Annotated in this window: 19 protein-coding genes and 1 tRNA gene; 15 read left to right on the top strand and 5 right to left on the bottom strand. The window is 65.1% G+C overall.

What is annotated here, in order from left to right; all coding sequences use genetic code 11:
• A complete protein-coding gene (locus ACP156_RS10860; RefSeq protein WP_425051344.1) occupies positions 1-156 on the bottom strand; it encodes a hypothetical protein in 156 nt (51 codons plus the stop codon).
• A gap of 174 nt (positions 157-330) precedes the next feature.
• Here ACP156_RS10860 and ACP156_RS10865 point away from each other — a divergent pair, with 174 nt between their 5' ends.
• The 10 genes from ACP156_RS10865 to ACP156_RS10910 all read left to right on the top strand — a co-directional run bounded on the left by ACP156_RS10865 (position 331) and on the right by ACP156_RS10910 (position 9,912).
• Complete coding sequence (locus tag ACP156_RS10865) at positions 331-2,304, top strand: AMP-binding protein (protein ID WP_425051345.1); 1,974 nt, start codon at positions 331-333, stop codon at positions 2,302-2,304.
• Positions 2,301-2,852, top strand: a complete 552-nt coding sequence (locus ACP156_RS10870) for a hypothetical protein (protein ID WP_425051346.1) — start codon at positions 2,301-2,303, stop codon at positions 2,850-2,852. The genes ACP156_RS10865 and ACP156_RS10870 overlap by 4 nt, the downstream gene beginning before the upstream one ends.
• Positions 2,849-3,667, top strand: coding sequence for an ABC transporter ATP-binding protein (locus tag ACP156_RS10875; protein ID WP_425051347.1), 819 nt, complete (start codon positions 2,849-2,851; stop codon positions 3,665-3,667). The genes ACP156_RS10870 and ACP156_RS10875 overlap by 4 nt, the downstream gene beginning before the upstream one ends.
• Positions 3,668-3,741: 74 nt before the next feature.
• Positions 3,742-4,728 (top strand): branched-chain amino acid ABC transporter permease, encoded by a 987-nt coding sequence (locus ACP156_RS10880; RefSeq protein WP_425051348.1) that lies wholly within the window; start codon positions 3,742-3,744, stop codon positions 4,726-4,728.
• Between the two features lie 54 nt (positions 4,729-4,782).
• Positions 4,783-4,980, top strand: coding sequence for a hypothetical protein (locus ACP156_RS10885; protein ID WP_425051349.1), 198 nt, complete (start codon positions 4,783-4,785; stop codon positions 4,978-4,980).
• 24 nt (positions 4,981-5,004) lie between these two features.
• Positions 5,005-5,229 (top strand): hypothetical protein, encoded by a 225-nt coding sequence (locus tag ACP156_RS10890; RefSeq protein WP_425051350.1) that lies wholly within the window; start codon positions 5,005-5,007, stop codon positions 5,227-5,229.
• A complete protein-coding gene (locus ACP156_RS10895) occupies positions 5,230-6,306 on the top strand; it encodes a branched-chain amino acid ABC transporter permease (RefSeq protein ID WP_425051351.1) in 1,077 nt (358 codons plus the stop codon).
• A gap of 79 nt (positions 6,307-6,385) precedes the next feature.
• On the top strand, positions 6,386-7,669 hold the full coding sequence (locus ACP156_RS10900) for an ABC transporter substrate-binding protein (protein ID WP_425051352.1): 1,284 nt from the start codon (positions 6,386-6,388) through the stop codon (positions 7,667-7,669).
• A 123-nt stretch (positions 7,670-7,792) separates the two neighbouring features.
• Positions 7,793-8,617 carry an ABC transporter ATP-binding protein gene (locus ACP156_RS10905; RefSeq protein ID WP_425051353.1) on the top strand — a complete coding sequence of 275 codons (825 nt, stop codon included), beginning with the start codon at positions 7,793-7,795 and terminating at the stop codon, positions 8,615-8,617.
• Positions 8,618-8,688: 71 nt separating this feature from the next.
• On the top strand, positions 8,689-9,912 hold the full coding sequence (locus tag ACP156_RS10910; RefSeq protein ID WP_425051354.1) for a phenylacetate--CoA ligase family protein: 1,224 nt from the start codon (positions 8,689-8,691) through the stop codon (positions 9,910-9,912).
• 206 nt (positions 9,913-10,118) lie between these two features.
• On the opposite strand, the gene ykgO is transcribed toward ACP156_RS10910, so the two are convergent.
• Both ykgO and ACP156_RS10920 read right to left on the bottom strand, forming a co-directional pair.
• Positions 10,119-10,244 (bottom strand): type B 50S ribosomal protein L36, encoded by a 126-nt coding sequence (gene ykgO, locus ACP156_RS10915; RefSeq protein ID WP_039685556.1) that lies wholly within the window; start codon positions 10,242-10,244, stop codon positions 10,119-10,121.
• 66 nt (positions 10,245-10,310) lie between these two features.
• Positions 10,311-10,385, bottom strand: a tRNA-Val gene (locus ACP156_RS10920).
• 150 nt (positions 10,386-10,535) lie between these two features.
• On the opposite strand from ACP156_RS10920, the gene ACP156_RS10925 reads away from it, so the two are divergent.
• A complete protein-coding gene (locus ACP156_RS10925) occupies positions 10,536-11,396 on the top strand; it encodes an N-formylglutamate amidohydrolase (protein ID WP_425051355.1) in 861 nt (286 codons plus the stop codon).
• Positions 11,397-11,764: 368 nt separating this feature from the next.
• Here the strand turns inward: ACP156_RS10925 and ACP156_RS10930 are convergent, their stop codons facing one another.
• Together ACP156_RS10930 and ACP156_RS10935 are read right to left on the bottom strand one after the other, a co-directional pair.
• Positions 11,765-12,910 carry an iron-containing alcohol dehydrogenase gene (locus ACP156_RS10930; protein WP_425051356.1) on the bottom strand — a complete coding sequence of 382 codons (1,146 nt, stop codon included), beginning with the start codon at positions 12,908-12,910 and terminating at the stop codon, positions 11,765-11,767.
• A 2-nt stretch (positions 12,911-12,912) separates the two neighbouring features.
• Entirely contained in the window at positions 12,913-14,289 is a 1,377-nt protein-coding gene (locus ACP156_RS10935) for an aldehyde dehydrogenase family protein (RefSeq protein WP_425051357.1), read from the bottom strand.
• Positions 14,290-14,739: 450 nt separating this feature from the next.
• On the opposite strand from ACP156_RS10935, the gene ACP156_RS10940 reads away from it, so the two are divergent.
• From ACP156_RS10940 to ACP156_RS10955, 4 genes are read left to right on the top strand one after another with little or no spacing between them, the layout of a single operon-like run.
• Entirely contained in the window at positions 14,740-16,968 is a 2,229-nt protein-coding gene (locus ACP156_RS10940; protein WP_425051358.1) for a hypothetical protein, read from the top strand.
• A 29-nt stretch (positions 16,969-16,997) separates the two neighbouring features.
• Positions 16,998-17,762 (top strand): DUF459 domain-containing protein, encoded by a 765-nt coding sequence (locus tag ACP156_RS10945; RefSeq protein ID WP_425051359.1) that lies wholly within the window; start codon positions 16,998-17,000, stop codon positions 17,760-17,762.
• Positions 17,746-18,642 carry a DUF459 domain-containing protein gene (locus tag ACP156_RS10950; RefSeq protein WP_425051360.1) on the top strand — a complete coding sequence of 299 codons (897 nt, stop codon included), beginning with the start codon at positions 17,746-17,748 and terminating at the stop codon, positions 18,640-18,642. Before ACP156_RS10945 ends, ACP156_RS10950 begins: the two co-directional genes overlap by 17 nt.
• Positions 18,643-18,645: 3 nt before the next feature.
• The gene (locus ACP156_RS10955) at positions 18,646-20,037 is read left to right on the top strand and encodes an MBOAT family O-acyltransferase (RefSeq protein ID WP_425051361.1); all 1,392 of its coding nucleotides are present in this window, start codon (positions 18,646-18,648) and stop codon (positions 20,035-20,037) included.
• Positions 20,038-20,039 lie beyond the last annotated feature (2 nt).

A 20,039-nucleotide genomic window follows, 5' to 3' on the forward strand; every position in this document is an offset into this window, starting at 1 on the left:
CTAGTAGCCGCCCGCCATCCCGCGCAGCACCGGCAGCGCGAAACTCGCGGCGATCCCGACCGCGGCGCCGACGGCCAGCCGGACAGGCAGGCGCGGCATCGCGGGCGATGCGGCGCTGAGGCCGCCGCAGATGATGGCGTAGAAAGCGATGGTCACCGGATCCATGCGGCAATGCTAGCACGTATGACGTCGCGGCAAAAAGTTTCCGTGGCGGTCGCCGCACCGGAAATCCGTTGACAGGTCGCATGCAAAAGAAACAATCTTTCGTACGTTCCGCCGTTGGGAGGCGGTTGGAGCGCGTGGCTGGGCCGGCCACAAGGGAGGAGCCGCGTGCCAAAACAGAGCAGCCAAAAGGCTGACTATCTATCCGTACCTGCGCTTCTGGCGCGAAACGTCCGAGAGTTCGGCGCACGCCCCGCTTATCGCGAGAAAGAGTTCGGGATCTGGCAATGCTGGACATGGGCGGAAACCGCTGAAGAGGTCCGCGCCTTGGCGCTGGGCCTGCTGGCGCTGGGTGTCGAGAAGGGCGACCACGTCGCGGTGATCGGGCGCAACCGCCCCGCGCTGTACTGGTCGATGGTCGCCGCGCAGATGTGCGGCGCGATCCCGGTTCCGCTGTATCAGGACGCCGTGGCCGAAGAGATGGCCTATGTGCTGGAACACTGCGGCGCGCGCTTCGCCGTCTGCGGCGATCAGGAACAGGTCGACAAGGTCATCGAGGTGCAAGAGCGCGTGTCCGCGATCGAGCACATCCTGTACCTCGACCCGCGCGGGATGCGGAAATACGACCACGCCCGCCTGCATGCGATGTCCGACGTCTCGGCCGAGGGCCGCGCCGCGCATGAGCGGTTCGAGAAGGAACTCGACGCCCGCATCGCCGCCATCGGCTATGACGACACCTGCGTGATGCTTTACACCTCGGGCACGACGGGGCGACCGAAGGGCGTGGTTCTGTCCAACCGCAACATCATCGAGTCTTCGAAGGCGTCTTCCGCGTTCGACCACCTGCGGTCGTCCGACGAGGTGCTGGCCTATCTGCCGATGGCGTGGGTCGGCGACTTTATCTTCTCGATCGGTCAGGCCTACTGGAACGGGTTCTGCGTGAACTGCCCGGAAAGCCCGGCGACGATGTACGAAAACCTGCACGAGATAGCGCCGACCTATTTCTTTGCACCGCCCCGCTATTTCGAAGAACGCCTGACGCTTCTGATGATCCGGATGGAAGACGCCAGCCGCTTCAAGCACTGGCTGTTCCACAAGTGCCTGAACTTCGCCAAGCGCGTCGGCCCGGACCTTTTGGACGGCAAGCCCGTCGGCACGTGGGATCGCCTGCGCTACAAGCTGGCCGAAGTGCTGATCATCGGCCCGCTGCGCAGCCGCGCCGGGATGAGCCGGGTGCGCGTGGGCTATACCGCGGGCGAGGCGATCGGACCCGAGATCTTCGAGTTCTACCGCTCGCTCGGGATCAACCTGAAGCAACTGTACGGTCAGACCGAGGCTTCGGTCTTCATCACCCAGCAGCCCGACAACGAAGTGCGGGCCGATACGGTGGGTGTGCCTTCGCCGGGCGTGGAGATCCGGATCGGAGACTCGGGCGAGGTGTACTATCGCTCGCCCGGCACCTTCGTGGAGTATTACAAGAACCCCGACAGCACCGCCTCGACCAAGGATGCAGAGGGCTGGGTCGCGACGGGCGACGCGGGCTTCATCGAAGAAGGCACCGGCCACCTGCGGATCATCGACCGCGCAAAGGACGTGGGGAAGATGGCGGACGGGCGGCTGTTCGCGCCGAAATACGTCGAGAACAAGCTGAAGTTCTATCCCAACATCCTTGAAGCGGTGGTGTTCGGCGCGGGCCGCGACCGGTGCTGCGCCTTCATCAACATCGACCTGTCGGCGGTGGGAAGTTGGGCCGAGCGCAACAACATCGCTTACGCAAGCTATCAGGAACTGGCGCAGCATCCGAAGGTCTACGAGATGGTGCAGGAGCATGTCGAAGAGGTGAACCGCTCGGTCGCCGAAGACGAGATGCTGTCAGGCTGTCAGGTGCACCGCTTCCTGATCCTGCACAAGGAACTGGACGCGGACGACGGCGAGATGACCCGCACCCGCAAGGTCCGCCGCGCGGTGATCGCCGAGAAGTTCGCGGACCTTGTGACCGCGCTCTACGATGGATCGGACGAGATCTATACCGAGACCGAAGTGACCTATGAAGACGGTCGCAAGGGCAGCATCAAGGCGACGCTGCAAATCCGCGACGTCGCCGTGGTGGGTGGCGAAGAACCCAAGATGGCGGCGGAATGACGGTGCGGCGCTCGCCTTCGGCTTCGCCCCGCCCGCCCTCGCGCGGTCAGGTCCTGCCATTCCGCGCAGGCGCCCGCGCGCTGCCGCCCGCGCCCTCGGACTGCAGTCAGTTCGTGTCCGACTATCTTGACCGGGTGCGCCGGTGCGTTTCGGCCTGCGAGGGGCGCGACCTGTTCGTCCGTCCCGTACATCCGCAGGGCGCCGCATGGTCCCTGACCGAAGCGATCCTGCCCGGCGACAGCGGACGCACGATGAAACTTGAACTGCGCGAGCGCTGCGTCGTTCCCCGCGCGTGGATCCGCGCGGCGGCGGCGCTGTTCGGCGACTGGGCGGCAGAACGCTTTCCCGGCGCGATCGTCTGCGCGGTGCCCCGCAACGGCGACATCGCGCGGACCGAGTGGAGCGTGCCGCCGGCCGAAGGGCGTGAGGGGATCGCCTTTGCGCAATCGGTGGACCTGCGCGAGGCCGCAGCCAACCGCCGTGCGCCCGCGCTGGTGTTCACGCTGCGCGCGGACGCGGTGCGCGGCAACGAACGGGGAGAGCCATGAAGGACACCGTCGAAAGCTATACCACTCCTGATGGCCGGACCATCGGCGGCGTGCTGATGGAGATGAAGAACATCACCCTTCGCTTCGGCGGGGTCGTGGCGATCAAGGACATTTCGTTCGACATCCGCGAGGGCGAGATCCGCGCGATCATCGGCCCGAACGGGGCGGGCAAGTCGTCGATGCTGAACGTCATCAGCGGTTTCTACAAGCCGCAGGAGGGCGAGGTCTGGTTCCGCGGCGAACGGCGCGGGCCGGTGAAGCCTTATCAGGTGGCGCGCGAGGGGATCGCGCGGACGTTCCAGAACATCGCCCTCTTCGAAGGGATGACCGTGCTGGACAACGTCATGACCGGGCGGATCACCCACATGAAGGCCGGATTGCCGGCGCAGGCCCTGTGGTGGGGCAAGGCGCAGAACGAAGAGGTCGCGAACCGCGCGCATGTCGAGCGGGTGATCGACTTTCTCGAAATTCAGGCGATCCGCAAGACGCCGGTGGGGCGGCTGCCCTATGGCCTGAAGAAGCGGGTCGAACTGGCGCGGGCGCTGGCGGCGGAACCGAAACTGTTGCTGCTGGACGAACCGATGGCGGGGATGAACGTCGAAGAAAAAGAGGACATGAGCCGCTTCATCCTCGATGTGAACGACGAGTTCGGGACCACCATCGCCTTGATCGAGCATGACATGGGCGTCGTGATGGACCTGTCCGACCGGGTGGTCGTGATGGACTACGGCAAGAAGATCGGCGACGGCACGCCGGACGAGGTGCGCGGCAATCAGGACGTGATCGACGCCTACCTGGGGGTGGCGCATGACTGACCGTCTTCTTGCTTTCATGCCCGGCGCGGCCCGGGGCCCCGGCGTTTTCCCGCAACCGACGGAGATGTGCGACCATGCCTGACCAGCTTCTCTTCGCCGCCGAGGTCACCCTGAACGGGCTGATGGCCGGGGTGCTGTACGCGCTCGTCGCGCTGGGCTTCGTGCTGATCTACAAGGCGTCGGGCATCTTCAACTACGCGCAGGGCGTGATGGCGCTGTTCGCGGCGCTGACGCTGGTGGGGATCATGGACGGGCAGGTGCCGTTCTCGCACCTGATCAACGCGATCTTCGGGACCGAGGTGCATCACTTCGGCTGGCACGTGCCCGCCGTCGCCGCTATCTTGCTGACCATCGTGGTGATGGTCGTGCTTGCGTGGGCTGTGAACCGATTCATTTTCCGCCACCTCGTGAACCAGGAACCGATCATCCTGTTCATGGCGACCATCGGGCTTGCCTATTTCCTTGAAGGCTTCGGCGACCTGATGTGGGGCTCTGACATCAAGAAGCTGGACGTCGGCCTGCCGCAGGGCATCAACCTGTGGATCGACGAGACCACCTACAACGCCTTCGGCTACGGCTTCTTCATCGACAATCTCGACATCGTCGCGACGGTGATCGCCGCGCTGCTGGTGATCGGGCTGGTGATCTTCAGCCAGTACACCAAGCAGGGCCGCGCGCTTCGGGCGGTGGCCGATGACCACCAGGCCGCGCTGTCGGTGGGGATCTCGCTGAACTTCATCTGGGTGCTGGTCTGGTCGGTCGCGGGCTTCGTCGCGCTGGTCGCGGGTATCATGTGGGGCGCCAAGTCGGGCGTGCAGTTCAGCCTGTCGCTGATCGCGCTCAAGGCGCTGCCGGTGCTGATGCTGGGCGGTTTCACCTCGATCCCCGGCGCCATCGTCGGCGGGCTGATCATCGGGGTGGGCGAGAAGCTGTTCGAATTCCTGATCGGCCCGCTGGTGGGCGGCGCGACCGAGAACTGGTTCGCCTACGTGCTGGCGCTGCTGTTCCTTGTGTTCCGGCCGCAGGGGCTGTTCGGGGAGAAGATCATTGAACGGGTTTGACCGGTCACGGCGCGCCGCGCCCGAGAGCGGCGATGCGAAATGGAGGACTGCGCGATGAACCACAGGGCTTTGCGCAAATGGATCGCGAATGGAAACGTGCTGGGCTGGTCGGTGTTCTGGGTGTTCGGCTTTCTGGCCCTCACCGCGCCGGCGGATGCGGTCGGGCAGATGATCGGCGCCGCTGTGCTGGCCTTCATGGGGCTGGTGGTCGGCGTGTGGTGCTATCTGCGGCTTGTCCGCGGGGACGTTTAGGACGTGAAGGCGGGGGAGGAGCCGATGAGCTTGCGGGCGATGGGAGACTACCTGAAAGACGGCGCGCCGTCCGGCGATGGCCTTTGGCCGATGCCGCGGCTGCTGGGCGTGGCGGCGATCACGACGGCGCTTTGGGGCGCAAGCGTGACGCTGCGGGCGCCGCTGGCGGCGACGCTGCTGTTTCTTGCGCTGGCCTGCGTGTGCTGGATCTTCGTCCTGCGGCGCTGGACGATGGGGAGACAGGACTGAATGTTCTACCGTGAAGCGGGCGAGTTCCGCACATCCTATACCGACGACGGCCAGACCTTCCCGATCGCCTTTGACCGGTGGCGGTACTACGCGGTGCTGGCCATCGCCTTTCTCGTCGTGCCCTTCGTCATCAACGACTACTGGGCGAACGCGATCTTCCTGCCGTTCCTGATCTACGCCATCGCGGCGATCGGGCTGAACATCCTGACCGGCTATTGCGGACAGGTGTCGCTGGGCACGGGCGGGTTCATGGCGGTGGGGGCCTATGCCTGTTACAAGCTGATGACCGCCTTCCCCGACATCAACATCTTCTTCCACGTCATCGGCGCGGGGTTCATTACCGCGGGTGTCGGTGTGCTGTTCGGGCTGCCCAGCCTGCGGATCAAGGGCTTCTACCTCGCCGTAGCGACGCTGGCGGCGCAGTTCTTCCTTGTCTGGCTCTTCAACCGGGTGCCGTGGTTCTACAACTACTCGGCCTCCGGCCAGATCAGCGCGCCCGAGCGGACCGTGTTCGGTTTGCCGGTGACCGGTCCCGCGACGGAACCCTGGGCGGCTTACCTGTTCTGCCTTGTCTTCGTCGTGGCGGTGGCGTGGATCGCGCGGAACCTGACGCGTGGGTCGGTGGGGCGGAAGTGGATGGCGATCCGCGACATGGACATCGCGGCCGAGATCATCGGGGTGAACCCGCTGACCGCCAAGCTGACCGCCTTCGCCGTGTCGTCGTTCTTTGTCGGCATCGCGGGCGCGCTGTTCTTCGCGGTCTACCTTGGCGCGGTCGAGGTGGGCGAGGCGTTCGGCATCCAGAAGTCGTTCCTCGTGCTGTTCATGATCATCATCGGCGGCCTGGGGTCGATCTTCGGCAGCTTCGCGGGCGCGGCCTTCATGGTGCTGATGCCGGTGCTTCTGAAGAACGTGCTGGTCGGCGGGCTTGGCTGGGCCACCGACCTTGCCGCGCATATCGAGTTCCTGATCGTCGGCGGGCTGATCGTCACGTTCCTTGTCGCCGAACCGCACGGGCTGGCGCAGCTGTGGCGCGTCGCGAAAGAGAAGCTGAGACTCTGGCCCTTCCCATACTAGGGCTGGGCAAGCGGGTGCCTGCGCGCGGAAGAGGAGACCGCGCGGGGCATCGAACAAGAACCAAGGGAGGAGAAACACGATGATACTGAGACTAGCAGCTCTGGCGCTGGCCGGGGCGGTCGCCGCCGGTCCGGCGCTGGCAGACCTGACATTCCCGTCGCTGAGCTATCGCACCGGGCCTTACGCCGCGAACGGCATTCCCTTCGCGGATGGCTATGCCGACTATTTCACGCTGATCAACGAGCGTGACGGCGGCATCGGCGGCGAGATGATCAACTTGATCGAATGCGAGACCGGCTATAACACCGAGAAGGGTGTGGAATGCTACGAGTCGACCAAGGGTCAGGGCAGCCTGATCTACCAGCCGCTGTCGACCGGCATCACCTATCAGCTGATCCCCAAGGTGTCCGCCGACGGCATCCCGATGCACTCGATGGGCTACGGCCGCACCTCTGCCGCGAACGGCAAGGTGTTCGAGTGGGTGTTCAACTATCCGGCCAACTATTGGGACGGCGCCTCGATCGCGGTCAAGCACCTGCTCGAGATCAACGGCGGTGACCTGAGCGGCAAGAAAATCGCGCTGGTCTATCACAACTCGGCCTACGGCAAGGAACCGATCCGGACGCTTGAGGAACTGGCCAAGAAGCATGGGTACGAACTCAGCCTGCTGCCGGTCGACCATCCCGGGCAAGAGCAGAAGTCCCAGTGGCTTCAGATCCGCCGTGACCGGCCCGACTATGTGCTGATGTGGGGCTGGGGCGTGATGAACCAGGTCGCCATTCAGGAGGCCGCGAACATCCGCTATCCGATGGAGAACTTCATCGGCATCTGGTGGTCCGGGTCCGAGAACGACGTGCTGCCGGTCGGCGAGGGCGCGAACGGCTACAAGGCGCTGAACATGCACCTGCCGGGCGCGGACTTCCCGATCTACGAGGATCTGAAGACCTACGTCTACGACACCGGCATGGCCGCCGGCGCGGGCGATCAGGCCGGTACGGTTCTGTACAACCGGGGTCTCTATGCCGCGATGCTGGCCGTCGAGGCCGCCAAGAAGGCGCAGGAGATCCACGGCACCTCGGCCATCACCCCCGCGATGATGCGCGACGGGATGGAAGCGCTGGTGATCGACGCCGCGCTGATGGAGAGCCTCGGCATCCCGAACTTCGGGCCCGAGTTCGAAGTGTCCTGCGACAACCACGGTGGGTCCGGTCTGGGCATCGTGCAGCAGTGGGATGCCGCTGCCGGTACGTGGACGCAGATCACCGACTACATCGCGTCGGACCGCGAGGTTCTCGATCCGCTGATCGCGGAAGACTCGATGGCCTACGCGGACGAGAACGGCGTGGATATGCGCTGCGAGTGACCGGTCGCGCGCCCCGGACCCGATCCGGGGCGCCGCACCATGGGCGCGGGCGGTGGATGCCGCCCCCGCCGATCCAACGGAAAGGTCCCGGCGCAGGTCCGGGACGGGGAGTGACGCGCGAAAATGCTGGACGCTGGACGCACCGAAGAGACCCTGCTGGAGGTCAACAACGTCGAGGTGATCTACAACCACGTGATCCTCGTCCTGAAAGGCGTGTCGCTAAGCGTGCCGGCGGGTGGCATCACCGCGCTGCTGGGCGGCAACGGGGCCGGGAAGACGACGACGCTGAAGGCGATCTCGAACCTGCTGCGGTCCGAGCGTGGCGAGGTGACGAAGGGTTCGATCCTGTACCGTGGCGAGCGGGTGCAGGACCTGACGCCGAACGACCTTGTCACCCGCGGTGTCGTGCAGGTGATGGAAGGCCGCCACTGTTTTGAACACCTGACGGTCGAAGAGAACCTGATGACCGGCGCCTACACCCGCAAGGATGGCAAGGGCGCGGTCGATGCGGACCTTCAGATGGTCTATGACTACTTCCCCCGCCTGAAAGAGCGCCGCAAAAGCCAGGCGGGTTACACCTCGGGCGGCGAGCAACAGATGTGCGCCATCGGGCGGGCGCTGATGTCGCGTCCCGAGACGATCCTGCTGGACGAACCTTCGATGGGTCTTGCCCCGCAGCTGGTCGAAGAGATCTTCGGCATCGTGAAGGGCCTGAACGAGAACGAAGGCGTCTCGTTCCTGCTGGCCGAACAGAACACCAACGTGGCGCTTCGGTTCGCGCATTATGGCTACATCCTCGAGTCGGGTCGCGTCGTGATGGACGGCCCGGCGGATGCGCTGCGCGAGAACCCGGACGTGAAGGAATTCTATCTCGGCATGTCCGAGGAAGGGCGCAAATCGTTCCGCGATGTGCGCTCGTACCGGCGTCGCAAGCGCTGGCTGAGCTGACCGGCGGACGCCGCGCTTTACCCGGACGGCCCACGCATGCTGAGGTGGCGGCGGAGCGAGGAGGAAACCGCATGACATCCTATTTCGACGCGCTGGAGACGCGCAGCCCCGACGCGCGCGCCGACGCCTTGGCCGAACTGCTGCCGAAGCAGATCGCGCACGCGCAGTCCCGCGCGCCCGCGCTGGCAGAGTCGTTGGCCGAGATCGACCCGCGCGAGGTGATCGACCGTGCGTCGCTTGCCGCGCTGCCGGTGATCCGCAAATCGGCGCTGGGCAAGGCGCAGTCCGAGACGCCGCCTTTGGGCGGCTATACCGCGCAACCAGCTGTCGCCTTCGATCACGTGTTCCAGTCGCCCGGACCGATTTACGAGCCGGGGCGGCTGGGCGACGACTGGTGGCGGTTGGGGCGCTTCGTGCATGCCGCCGGGATCGGGTCCGGCGACATCGTGCAGAACTGCTTTTCCTACCACATGACGCCTGCGGGGATGATGTTCGAAAGCGGTGCGCGCGCGGTCGGCGCCACGGTGTTTCCGGCAGGGACCGGCCAGACCGAGTTGCAGGCGCGCGCGGCGGCGGATCTGGGCGTGACCGCCTATGCCGGGACGCCGGATTATCTGAAGGTGATCCTCGACAAGGCCGCAGAGATGGGGCTGGAGCTGTCCTTTGCGCGGGCCGCCGTCAGTGGCGGGGCGCTTTTCCCGTCGCTGAGACAGGAGTACGCGGACCGGGGCATCTCGTGCCTGCAGTGCTACGCCACGGCCGATCTTGGCAACATCGCCTACGAGAGCCCGGCGATGGAGGGGATGATCGTGGACGAGGGCGTTCTGCTTGAGATCGTCCGCCCCGGCACCGGAGACCCGGTGCCCGATGGCGAGGTCGGCGAGGTCGTGGTGACCACGCTGAACCCTGACTATCCGCTGATCCGCTTCGCGACCGGCGACCTGTCGGCGGTGATGCCGGGAACCAGCCCCTGCGGGCGGACCAATCTGCGCATCAAGGGCTGGATGGGCCGCGCCGACCAGACCGCCAAGATCAAGGGCATGTTCGTGCGCCCCGAGCAGGTGGCCGACTTCGTCGCGCGGCATCCGGAGGTCGCGAAGGCGCGGGTCACCGTGACGCGGGCCGACGAGCAGGACGTGATGGAGATCGCGCTTGAGACCGATGCGCAGGACACCGCGCCCTATGAAGCCAGCGCTGTCGAGGTGCTGAAGCTGCGCGGCAAGGTGCAGCTTGTGCCGAAGGGAAGCCTTCCGAACGACGGCAAGGTGATCGACGACCAGCGGGACTATTCCTGAGAAAGGGACCGGGCCGCTGTGGCCCGGGCTTGCCGGTTCGCGCACGGCCTTGCCGGGGACGGCAGAGGCACACGGCAAGCTGGGGTTGCAGAATCACCGGGCGGACGCCCGCTCTGGTTCCCGCGCGGTATCGGATGCGGCGGCCGGAAAAAGAAAAAGCCGCCCCGAAGGGCGGCTTTTTTCGCGCAGCGACGCGCTTGGTGGTTTTAGCCCTGACGAGCTTTGAACCGCCGCTGAGTCTTGTTGATCACGTAAACGCGGCCTTTACGGCGCACGATCCGGCAATCGCGGTGCCGGTTCTTCAGCGAGCGGAGCGAGTTCCGAACCTTCATCGGTCATCTCCTGTTGCCGGCGCCGGTGCGCCAGTGGTTGCGTTTCTCCCCGGTATCGGGGCCGTATGGTGGGCGGTACTGGGATCGAACCAGTGACCCCTACGATGTCAACGTAGTGCTCTACCGCTGAGCTAACCGCCCTCCTGCGCGTGGCTGCGTCTTGCCCTTAACGAACAAGACGCGGGTGAACCCCGCGCCGGTCGGCAAGCCTATAAAAGGTCTGTGCGACGTGTTCAAGGGCTTTTGGCAGGCAATCGGTATGTCTATATTGGCGCGAAGAGGAGACCGCATTTGTCCAAGGCGCCATTTACCCTTCGGGTTCCGAAGCAGCAGACCACTTCCGTCGTCTTTGCGTCTCCGCACAGCGGTCGCGACTACCCTTGGTCCTTCCTGAGAAATTCGGTTCTCGACGAGCGGGCGATTCGGTCGTCCGAGGATGCGTTCGTGGACCAACTGTTCGACTGCGCCGCCGAATACGGTGCTCCGCTGCTCGCGGCCACGGCGCCCCGCGCCTACATCGACCTGAACCGCAGTGCCGAGGAACTGGATCCCGCGCTGATCGAAGGTGTGCGGCGCAGTTCGCATAACCCGCGCGTCACGTCGGGCCTTGGGGTGATTCCCCGTGTCGTCGCGAACGGGCGCGCGATCTATCGCGGCAAGCTTTCGCTTGAAGAAGCGCACGAGCGGCTGCGCGATCACTGGCGCCCCTATCACGAGCGGCTGCAGAAGCTGCTGGACGAAACCCGCGCGCAGCATGGCGAGGCGATCCTGATCGACTGCCACTCGATGCCGCACGAGGCGATCGACAGCGTCGGCACCCGTGGCACTCCGCATCCGCAGATCGTGCTGGGCGACCGGTTCGGCGCCGCCGCCGATGGCGCGATCGTCGAACGGATCGAGGCCGCCTTTGCCGGGGCCGGGCTGCGCGTGGTGCGCAACTCTCCCTTCGCCGGCGCCTACACGGCGCAGCACTATGGCCGGCCCTCGCGGCGTCAGCACGTGGTGCAGGTCGAGATCGACCGCTCGCTTTACATGAACGAGCGGCTGGTGCGACCGAACTCTGACTTCGACCGGTTCCGCACTCTGATCCGTGGGGTCGTGGCAGAGCTTACCGCAATCGGGCGTTCCGAGGTGCCTTTGGCCGCCGAATAGGCTTTCCGTGAAAAAGGGGGTGAGACCGGGGCGGTATACGGAGAGGCCGGTCAGACCCTTTGTCGCAGCACTCTCCGGGGATCGCCCCGCCATGAACCCGCCCGGTGTGCCGGGCGGGCAGCATGCCTTGGGTCAGACCCTCGGGAGGAGGAGGAGAGGGCGGACCCGTCACGCTCTGCACCTTCGAGAATGGCGCTGGCTTCGGTGAACACCAAGATTTTTCGCGCGCGCAGCACTCTCGTCCGGGTGGTGCGCCTAAAGATTAAGCGATGTTTGCGACGCGCGTTTAAGCGAACGGCAAAAATCTCGCCATAAACACTACATCTGGTAGGTGAATGGCGCCGCAGCCTAGCTGCGGCGCAGCATTCTCAAAGCACCGCTTCGTACAGCGGGCGCGTGTTCTCGGCGGTCATCTTCACCGGGTTGCCGCCGCAGGACGGGTCCTTCAGCGCATCAGCCGTCAGCACGTCCAGATCCGGGTTCTCGACTCCCAGCGCCGACAGGGTCTTGGGAATGCCGAGGCTGTCGTTGAAGTCATCGACGAAGTCGCAGAACCCGTCGAAGCCGCCCGCGATTCCAAGATAAGCCGCCGCGCGGTCGAACCTGCCGCGGATGGCGTCGGCATTGAACTTCAGCACCACCGGCATGAACACAGCGTTGGTTGTGCCGTGGTGGGTGTGGTGATGCGCGCCGATCGGGTGGCTGAGCGAATGGATCGCGCCAAGCCCCTTCTGGAACGCCGTCGCTCCCATCGCGGCGGCGCTCATCATCTCGGCCCGCGCCTCGATGTCGGTGCCATCCGCATAGGCGCGGGGCAGGTATTCCTTCACCAGCCGCATCCCTTCCAGCGCGATGCCCTGGCTCATCGGGTGGTAGTGCGGCGAGGAATAGGCCTCGACACAGTGTGCGAACGCGTCAAGCCCGGTGCCCGCCGTGATGTGCTTGGGCATGCCGACGGTCAGTTCGGGATCGCAGATCACGATAGAAGGCAGCATCTTCGGGTGGAAGATGATCTTCTTCTCGTGGCTCGCGGTGTTGGTCAGAACCGTGGCGCGGCCCACCTCGGACCCGGTGCCGGCGGTGGTCGGCACCGCAACGATCGGGTGGATGCCTGCCGGATCGGCGCGTGTCCACCAGTCGCCGATGTCCTCGAAGTCCCAGACCGGCCGGGTCTGGCCCGCCATGAACGCCAGCGTCTTCGCCAGATCGAGACCCGAGCCGCCGCCGAATGCGATCACGCCATCATAGCCGCCCTCGCGGTAAACCTTCAGCGCCGCTTCAAGATTGGTGTCGGACGGGTTCGGATCGACCTCGGCATACAGCGCGCGGCCAAGTCCCGCCGCCTCGACAAGGTCCAGCGTCTTCGCGGTAATCTCCATCCCGGCAAGACCGCGGTCGGTGACCAGCAGCGGTTTCGAGATCCCGGAGGCAAGGCAGGCCTCGGCGATCTCGGAAATGCGGCCGGCGCCAAAGCGGACGGCGGTGGGATAGGACCAGTTCGCGGTAGGGGACATGTCTACGCCTTCTTCAGATGGTAGGATTTCGGCCGGGTCAGCGCCTGATAGGCCAGCTTGGACAGCCCCGCGCCACGGCCGGTGTCCTTGCAGCCCGTCCAGCACAGCGCCGGGTCGAGATAGTCGCAGCGGTTCAGAAAGACCGTGCCGGTTTCCAGCCGGTCGCCGATCTCTTCGGCGGCGGCGGGGTCGTTCGTCCAGATCGAGGCGGTCAGCCCGAAACGGCAGTCGTTCATCAGCGCGATGGCCTCGTCGTCGTCTTTCACCGGCATGATGCCCACCACAGGCCCGAAGGTCTCGTCGCGCATGACGCGCATGTCGTGGGTGACGCCGGTCAGCACCTGCGGCGTCAGATAGGCGGCGCCATCATCGGCGGGCATCTTGGCGATGTGCGCGGTCGCGCCCGCTTCGACAGCCTCGGCCACCTGCGCGCGCGCCTCGGCGGCGAAGCGGACATGCGCCATCGGTCCAAGCGTGGTTTCCGGCAGCAGCGGATTGCCCAGCACCTGCACCCCGGCCCACGCGACGGCTTTTTCGACGAAGGCGTCGTAAAGGCTTTCGTGCACGTAAATGCGCTCGATCCCGCAGCAGCACTGGCCCGAATTGAAGATCGCCCCGTCCATCAGCCCGTCGACCGCCTTTTCGACGTCTGCGTCGGCCCGGACATAGCCCGGGTCCTTGCCGCCCAGTTCGGTCGAGACCGGGATGAAGGTGCCGGCTGCCGCGCGCTCGATGGCCTGCCCGCCACCAACCGAGCCGGTGAAGTTCACGAAATCCACATGACGGTCCGCGATCAGGGCGCCGGTGGTGTCATGGTCGATCACGACGTTCTGGAACACGTCCGCCGGCACGCCGGCTTCGTGCAGGGCTTCGGCCAGCCTTTCGCCGACCTGCAGCGTCTGCTGCGCGTGCTTCAGGATCACCGTGTTTCCGGCGATCAGCGCGGGCGCGATGGTGTTGATCGCGGTCATGTAGGGATAGTTCCACGGCGCGATGACCAGCACCGTGCCCCACGGAACCCGCTTCAGCACGCGGCGGGCGGTGTCGCTGTCCTCGATCACGTCATCGGCCAGCCCCTCGGCGGCGATGTCGGCCATGTAGGTCAGACGCTCGCTGAACCCGCCGAACTCGCCGCCATAGCGGACGGGGCGGCCCATCTGGTGCGCCAGTTCCAGCGCCATGCGGTCGGTCGAGGCGCCGATGATCTCGTTCGCCTTGCGCACCATCGCGACGCGGTCTTCCAGCGGCAAAGCGGCCCAGCCGGGCTGTGCAACGCGGGCGCGGGCGGCGGCGTCCACCGCCGCGTCGAGGCTCAGGACCTCGCGGGTCAGGTATACGGAACCGTCAATCGGCGAGATCAGGTCGAGGGTCTTGGCCATGGCATGTCTTCCAGTCAATCTTCGGCGGGATTAGCCGCAGAGGTTTCGCCAGTGTCAAGAAGGTTGCCCGAGACGTCACGTTCGCCACGTGTCGGCCGTCCGAATGCGCGGCAATGAGCGGCAACGGGCGTAAATCGAATGCATTCGCGGAAGTGCATGAAAGAGAAAGATTTCCGCAGTCGCTTTCGAGAATACCGCGGCGGGTGGGCGGCACCCGGTCGTTAACTGATTCCCTTTCAACTGCTGTCATTCCGCGCGAAACCGGGCCTGTGGATAGCTTCCCGTGCCGCTGTTTGTGCCCGGGCTGCAACATTCCGTCCGGCGCTAGGCGGGACTCCGATCACAAAACCGGGGAGGTCCGGGACTGCCGGTTGTCGGATAGGGTACACGGCACTACCGTCGTCTTGCCTCGATGCGGAACCCTCCGCAGCGCCCATGAGGAGTTTTCCTGTGCCCCTGGCTCGCTCTTTCAGAACTTTCGCGTCCATTCTGACGCTTTTCGCCGTCTCCATCGCCGCGCCCGCCCGCGCCGCCGAGGAAGACCCGCGTATGCAGATCCTGTTCGTCGGGGCCGCCCCCGAGGCCGGTCTTGAAAAGGGACTGCCCGCCGACGCCCCCGTGATCGCCATCGGCGCGCTTCCCGAGGCCGACGCCGTGCGGCAGGAAGTCTTCGCTGCCCGGCTGCGCGCCAATCCGGTGTCCACTTTCGTGTCGACGCCGACCGAAACCGGCAAGCAGTTCGAACAATTCTTTCTTGTCGCCCGTGCGACTTTGACCGCGAATGCCGAGGGCTTCCGTCTTGGTCTGGGCGAGGGCGACTTCACGCCCGAGGATTTTGCCAGCCGCCTTGGGTCCGCCGTTCAGGCGTTCGATCCGCTGAACCGGCACGTCGGCTTCCTGCACATCGTCGACGAGAACGACGACTTTCCCCGTGCTGTGCCCGAGCTTCAGACCGTTCTGGACCAGCTTGGCTTCGACATGATGGTGCTGATGGTGGAAGGCGCCGGTGCGGCAGACTGCGCCGCCGGGCAGCCGCTGCACTATAGCGTCGTCAGTGGCATGGCCGACCGTGCGCCGTTCGGCGATGCCGATGGCGTGTCGACCATGGCCGAGGTCGAGACCTTTCTGACCGAAGCGCTGGGCCGCGCCGACGCGCGTGGCTGCGGGCCGGCTTACAGCCTGATCCTGAAATCGACCGACGATCCGGAGCACGCGGTCGTCGGCCAGCCCGCGGCGCCGTTCGTCGAGATGGAGAATCGCCTGTACCACGAGACGTTCGAGGCGATGTTCCTGATGGAATCGGATGACATCGGCAGCGTGCAGACATTCCTCGAATCCTGCGTCTATTGTCCGAACGAGGCCGAACTCGCCGGACGGATGAAGGCGATGGAGGACGAGACCCGCACAGCGATGCTGGAACAGGAAATCTGGGACCGCATCAAGCAGGACGAAAGCCGCGAGCGGCTGGCGATCTACGTCGAGAACTGCGTCCTGTGCGCCCATCGGGACGAGGCGACGTCGATGATCGACCTGATCGAGGCGAAAGCCGCCGCCTATTCGCAGGAACAGTCCGATTTCGCCGCGGCGCGCGAGGCGGGCGATCTGGCGGCGCTGCGGTCCTATGCCGAAAGCTGCGTCGCCTGCACCTACCGCGCCGAGGCCGAACAACTGATCGAACAGATCGAGACGGACGAGGCCTATCAGAAAGAGCGCGCTCTGCTTGCCGAGGCGGTGCGTACGCGGAATCCCGCCCGTCTGGAAAAATACATGCGGTCCTGTACCGTCTGTGACGGCGAGGCCGAGGTGTCCCAGACCCTCGCGATGATCTCGAAGCTCGATTCGATGCGCGAGCCGTGCCTCGCGCTTGCCGGGCTTCCGCAGTTCGAGGGACCGCGCAAGCTGGAAGACATCGATCAGGCCCGCGCGGTGAACGTCTGCGAAGAAGCCCTGCGCGAGTTTCCCGAGGACGGTCTGCTGCGCACCACGCTGGGCCGCATCGCGCAAGCCGCCGGCGATTTCGAGGCCGCGAAAGAGGCTTATGCCTTTGGGATGGAACAGGAAGTTCCCGCCGCTTACGGTCTGGCCGCCTACAGCTTCTACTCGCCGCAGGGCGGCGCCGTCGTGGATCTCGACAAGGTCGAGGAACTGGCGGCGAAGGGTGCCGCGATGGGTGACTGGCTTAGCCACGAGATCCTGACGGTGATCTATTCCAAGGACCTCGTTCCGGGCAAATCCGGACCCGATGCCTTCGCCGTCGCCAAGGCCGTCGCGGATCAGGGGAACCCTCTGGCAGAGTTTTTCGTCGGCTATTACTACCTGACCGGGACCGGCGTCGCACAGAACGACGACATGGCCGCCCAGTGGCTGCGCAAGGCGGTGGAACAGGGCTACACGCATGCCTATTCCTTCCTTGCCGAGTTGCACGAACGCGGCGTGAACGGTATTGCCAGTGCTGAACTGGCTGCCGATCTGTACTGGGATGCTCTTCAACAGGGCGACCCGACCGCGACCGACCGCCTGACAACACAGCTGAACAACCGGGATCGCGAGGTCGTGCGGATCATTCAGTCCAAATTGAGAGACGCGGGCCTGTACCGCGGCCGGGTCGATGGGGTACCCGGTCCGGGCACGGTGTCAGCGATCCGCGAATACGCGGACTCTCTGACGGGGCAGGGCTGAGCACGAGCGAGAACCGAGAGGGGGCAGGCATGAGGAAATACCTTTTGGGGGCCATTCTGGGCCTTTCGGCGCTGGTCTCGGCAATGAGCCCGGCGCAGGCACTGGACGCGCCGTCCTGCCCGAAGACGCCCATGCGCGTCGTCGTGCTGGGCGACAGCCTTGCCGACGGTCTTTGGTCGTCGCTGTACCGGGTCTTCGCCCAGTGCGACACGATGAACGTCGTGCGCCTGACCGCCGTTTCGGACGGGCTAGCGAAGACGTCGGATCAGGACTGGATTCACCGGTACCTGACCAAGGCCGGCCAGCCGCAGGACAAGTCGAACGACATCGTTATCGTCCAGATGGGCGCCAACGACATCACCACGATCCGCAACGGCCGCACCCGCGAAAGCTTCAACACCGAGGTCTGGAACGCGCTGTACCAGCAGCGCGTCGTGACGCTTGCCCGCACGCTGGAGGCCAACTCGGCCAAGCTGTACTGGGTCGGCCTGCCGATCGTCGGCAATACCAGCTGGGAGCCGTCCTACCGGATCATCTCGCAGCTTCAGTCCGCCGCCGTGCGCAAGACCGGCGGCACGTTCGTCGACATCCATGAACTGACCACCTTCGGCACCGGCGATTTCTCGATGAACGGGAATTTCGAGGGCCGGCTGATGCAGCTGCGTGCCGCCGACAAGGTTCACTTCACGAAGCCGGGCTATGACTATGTCGCCAGCGTCGTGCTTGCGGACCTCGACAAGGTCATCGAGAATCATAATCGCAGGATCGCATTGCAAGATGTACAACTTCAGTAAGGCGCTACTGCCCGTCGTATTGGTTCTTCTGACCGCCTGCAGCACCCCGCCGCGATCCGCGGGCGCGCAGGATCTGTCGGTCGAGTTTCACTCTCCAGCGCCTGAAACCACCGCCGAGACCGAGACGACCGTGACCACTCCGCCGCCCAGCTCGAATCGTCAGGCCTTCTTCGCCCCCACCGGCGGTGCGATCCCGGCCAAGGTGACGCGCGCCGTGTCGCCGGAAACGCCGCTGCGGATGATGATCGTCGGCGACAGCCTTGCCGATGGGTTCGGCATCTTCATGAAACAGCGCGTCGCGAACCGCGGGCTGCCGATCAGCGTCGACAATCGCGGCAAGACCTCGACCGGTCTTGCGCGGGGCGACTTCTACGACTGGCCCGGCAATTTCGCCGCGATGGCCGCCGCCAACCGCCCGGACGTGGTCGTCTTCCACTTCGGCGCCAACGACAACCAGCCGCTGCGTTATGCGGGCGGCGGGTCGGTGCCTTACGACACGCCGGAATGGGAAGCCGCCTATCGCGGCGAGGCGCGCAAGATGCTTCAGGCCGCCGCCGCAACCGGCGCCGTCGTCTATTGGCTTGGGCCGGCACCCGACCGTGACGCGCACCGCAACTCGTTGCTGACCCGCGCGAACGTCTGGTTCCGCGAAGAGGCGTTGAAGGCCGGCGCGCATTTCATCTCGATCCCCGCCTTCGCGGCAGGTCCCAGTGGCGAGTTCATCACAACCGCCGGCGGCACCACCATTCGCGCCGGTGACGGATCGCACTTCACCGCGAACGGGTACTACCTTGTGGTGGACAACATCCTGCGGGCGATCGAACGGGACAATCCCGGCATCTTCAATCCGCCCTCGGTGGAGGTTGCGGGCCTGCAATAAACCATGGTCTTCCCGACGCTCCAGTTCATCGGGTTCTTCGCCGTTGTCCTGGCGCTGAACGGGCTATTCTGGAACAGCAATGCCCTGCGCAAGGGCATGCTGCTTCTGGCCTCTTACGTTTTCTATGCCGCGTGGGACCCACGCTTTGTGCTGCTGATGGCCTTCGTCTCGCTGGTGGCTTGGGCCGCCGGGCTGGGTGTGCGGGTGCCGGGGCTGCGCCGGTTGTCGAAGGTCGCAAGCATCGCCGCGATGCTGGGTGTGCTGGCGGTTTTCAAATACTTCGACTTCTTCATGTTCCAGCTGCAGGCGTTGACGCAGGACACCGCCTTTGCCCGCGATCTGACATGGATGACGGTGATCCTGCCGGTCGGGATTTCGTTCTACACCTTCCAGGCCATCAGCTATGTGATGGACGTCGACCGCGGCCATATCCCGCCCTGCCGCAATCCGTTCGACGTGGCGCTGTTCATCTCGTTCTTCCCGCAGCTTGTCGCGGGCCCCATCGTGCGGGCCGCGCATTTCCTGCCGCAGCTCGACAACCCGCGCCGCCCCGATGCCGCCGCACGGGCGACGGCGGTGGTGCTGATCCTGTCGGGCCTGTTCAAGAAGATGGTTGTCGCGAACTACCTGTCCGTGCTGCTGGTCGATCCCGCCTACGGGCTGCCGGACGGGCAATACTGGCTGTCCGCGCTGGCGGCGACGCTGGGCTATGCGATCCAGATCTACTGCGACTTCTCCGGCTACTCGGACATTGCGATCGGCGTCGCGCTGTTGCTGGGGTACGAGTTCAACCGCAACTTCAACCAGCCCTACCGCGCCGACTGCCTGCGCGACTTCTGGCAGCGCTGGCACATCTCGCTGTCGACGTGGATCAGGGACTATCTTTACATCCCGCTTGGCGGCGGCAAGGGCGGTGCGCCGCGCCGGACTTTCACGCTGATCCTGACGATGACGCTGGCCGGGCTTTGGCACGGGGCCGGATGGAATTTCATCCTGTGGGGTTTCCTGCACGGCGCGGGGCAGGCGGTAGAGCGCGGCTTCCGAGGAATGAACGTCGCGCTACCGCGTCTGCTGGCCATCGCCGTGACCTTCGTGATCGTCGCCCTGTTGTGGATCCCCTTCAGGGCGCACACCTTCCCCGACACGTTGTCGATGCTTGCCGCCTTCGGCAAGACCGAGGGCTACGCCGCGCCCGAACTGACGATGACGGTCTGGGCCTTGATCGCGGTGGGCTTCGTGATGAACTGGCTGCCGCTGTCCTGGCGAGACCGGGCGACGATGACCCTGGCCAGACTCGGCCCTGTAATACAGGCACTGATTCTCGGAATCGGTATCTTCACTTTGTTCGCAACGGCACAAGAAGGCGTCGCACCCTTCATTTATTTCCAGTTCTGAGA

Origin of the sequence: Psychromarinibacter sp. S121, assembly GCF_049801035.1 — a bacterium.
Taxonomy (GTDB): Bacteria; Pseudomonadota; Alphaproteobacteria; order Rhodobacterales; family Rhodobacteraceae; genus Psychromarinibacter.

Excerpts from the sequence above, each read along its gene's own strand:
- ACP156_RS10880 (WP_425051348.1), top strand. The coding sequence starts at position 3,742 with ATGCCTGACCAGCTTCTCTTCGCCGCCGAGGTCACCCTGAACGGGCTG.
- ACP156_RS10900 (WP_425051352.1), top strand. The coding sequence starts at position 6,386 with ATGATACTGAGACTAGCAGCTCTGGCGCTGGCCGGGGCGGTCGCCGCC.
- ACP156_RS10890 (WP_425051350.1), top strand. The coding sequence starts at position 5,005 with ATGAGCTTGCGGGCGATGGGAGACTACCTGAAAGACGGCGCGCCGTCC.
- ACP156_RS10885 (WP_425051349.1), top strand. The coding sequence starts at position 4,783 with ATGAACCACAGGGCTTTGCGCAAATGGATCGCGAATGGAAACGTGCTG.
- ACP156_RS10935 (WP_425051357.1), bottom strand. The coding sequence starts at position 14,289 with ATGGCCAAGACCCTCGACCTGATCTCGCCGATTGACGGTTCCGTATAC.
- ACP156_RS10870 (WP_425051346.1), top strand. The coding sequence starts at position 2,301 with ATGACGGTGCGGCGCTCGCCTTCGGCTTCGCCCCGCCCGCCCTCGCGC.
- ACP156_RS10905 (WP_425051353.1), top strand. The coding sequence starts at position 7,793 with ATGCTGGACGCTGGACGCACCGAAGAGACCCTGCTGGAGGTCAACAAC.
- ACP156_RS10950 (WP_425051360.1), top strand. The coding sequence starts at position 17,746 with ATGTACAACTTCAGTAAGGCGCTACTGCCCGTCGTATTGGTTCTTCTG.
- ACP156_RS10930 (WP_425051356.1), bottom strand. The coding sequence starts at position 12,910 with ATGTCCCCTACCGCGAACTGGTCCTATCCCACCGCCGTCCGCTTTGGC.
- ACP156_RS10910 (WP_425051354.1), top strand. The coding sequence starts at position 8,689 with ATGACATCCTATTTCGACGCGCTGGAGACGCGCAGCCCCGACGCGCGC.
- ACP156_RS10895 (WP_425051351.1), top strand. The coding sequence starts at position 5,230 with ATGTTCTACCGTGAAGCGGGCGAGTTCCGCACATCCTATACCGACGAC.
- ykgO (WP_039685556.1), bottom strand. The coding sequence starts at position 10,244 with ATGAAGGTTCGGAACTCGCTCCGCTCGCTGAAGAACCGGCACCGCGAT.
- ACP156_RS10945 (WP_425051359.1), top strand. The coding sequence starts at position 16,998 with ATGAGGAAATACCTTTTGGGGGCCATTCTGGGCCTTTCGGCGCTGGTC.
- ACP156_RS10875 (WP_425051347.1), top strand. The coding sequence starts at position 2,849 with ATGAAGGACACCGTCGAAAGCTATACCACTCCTGATGGCCGGACCATC.
- ACP156_RS10955 (WP_425051361.1), top strand. The coding sequence starts at position 18,646 with ATGGTCTTCCCGACGCTCCAGTTCATCGGGTTCTTCGCCGTTGTCCTG.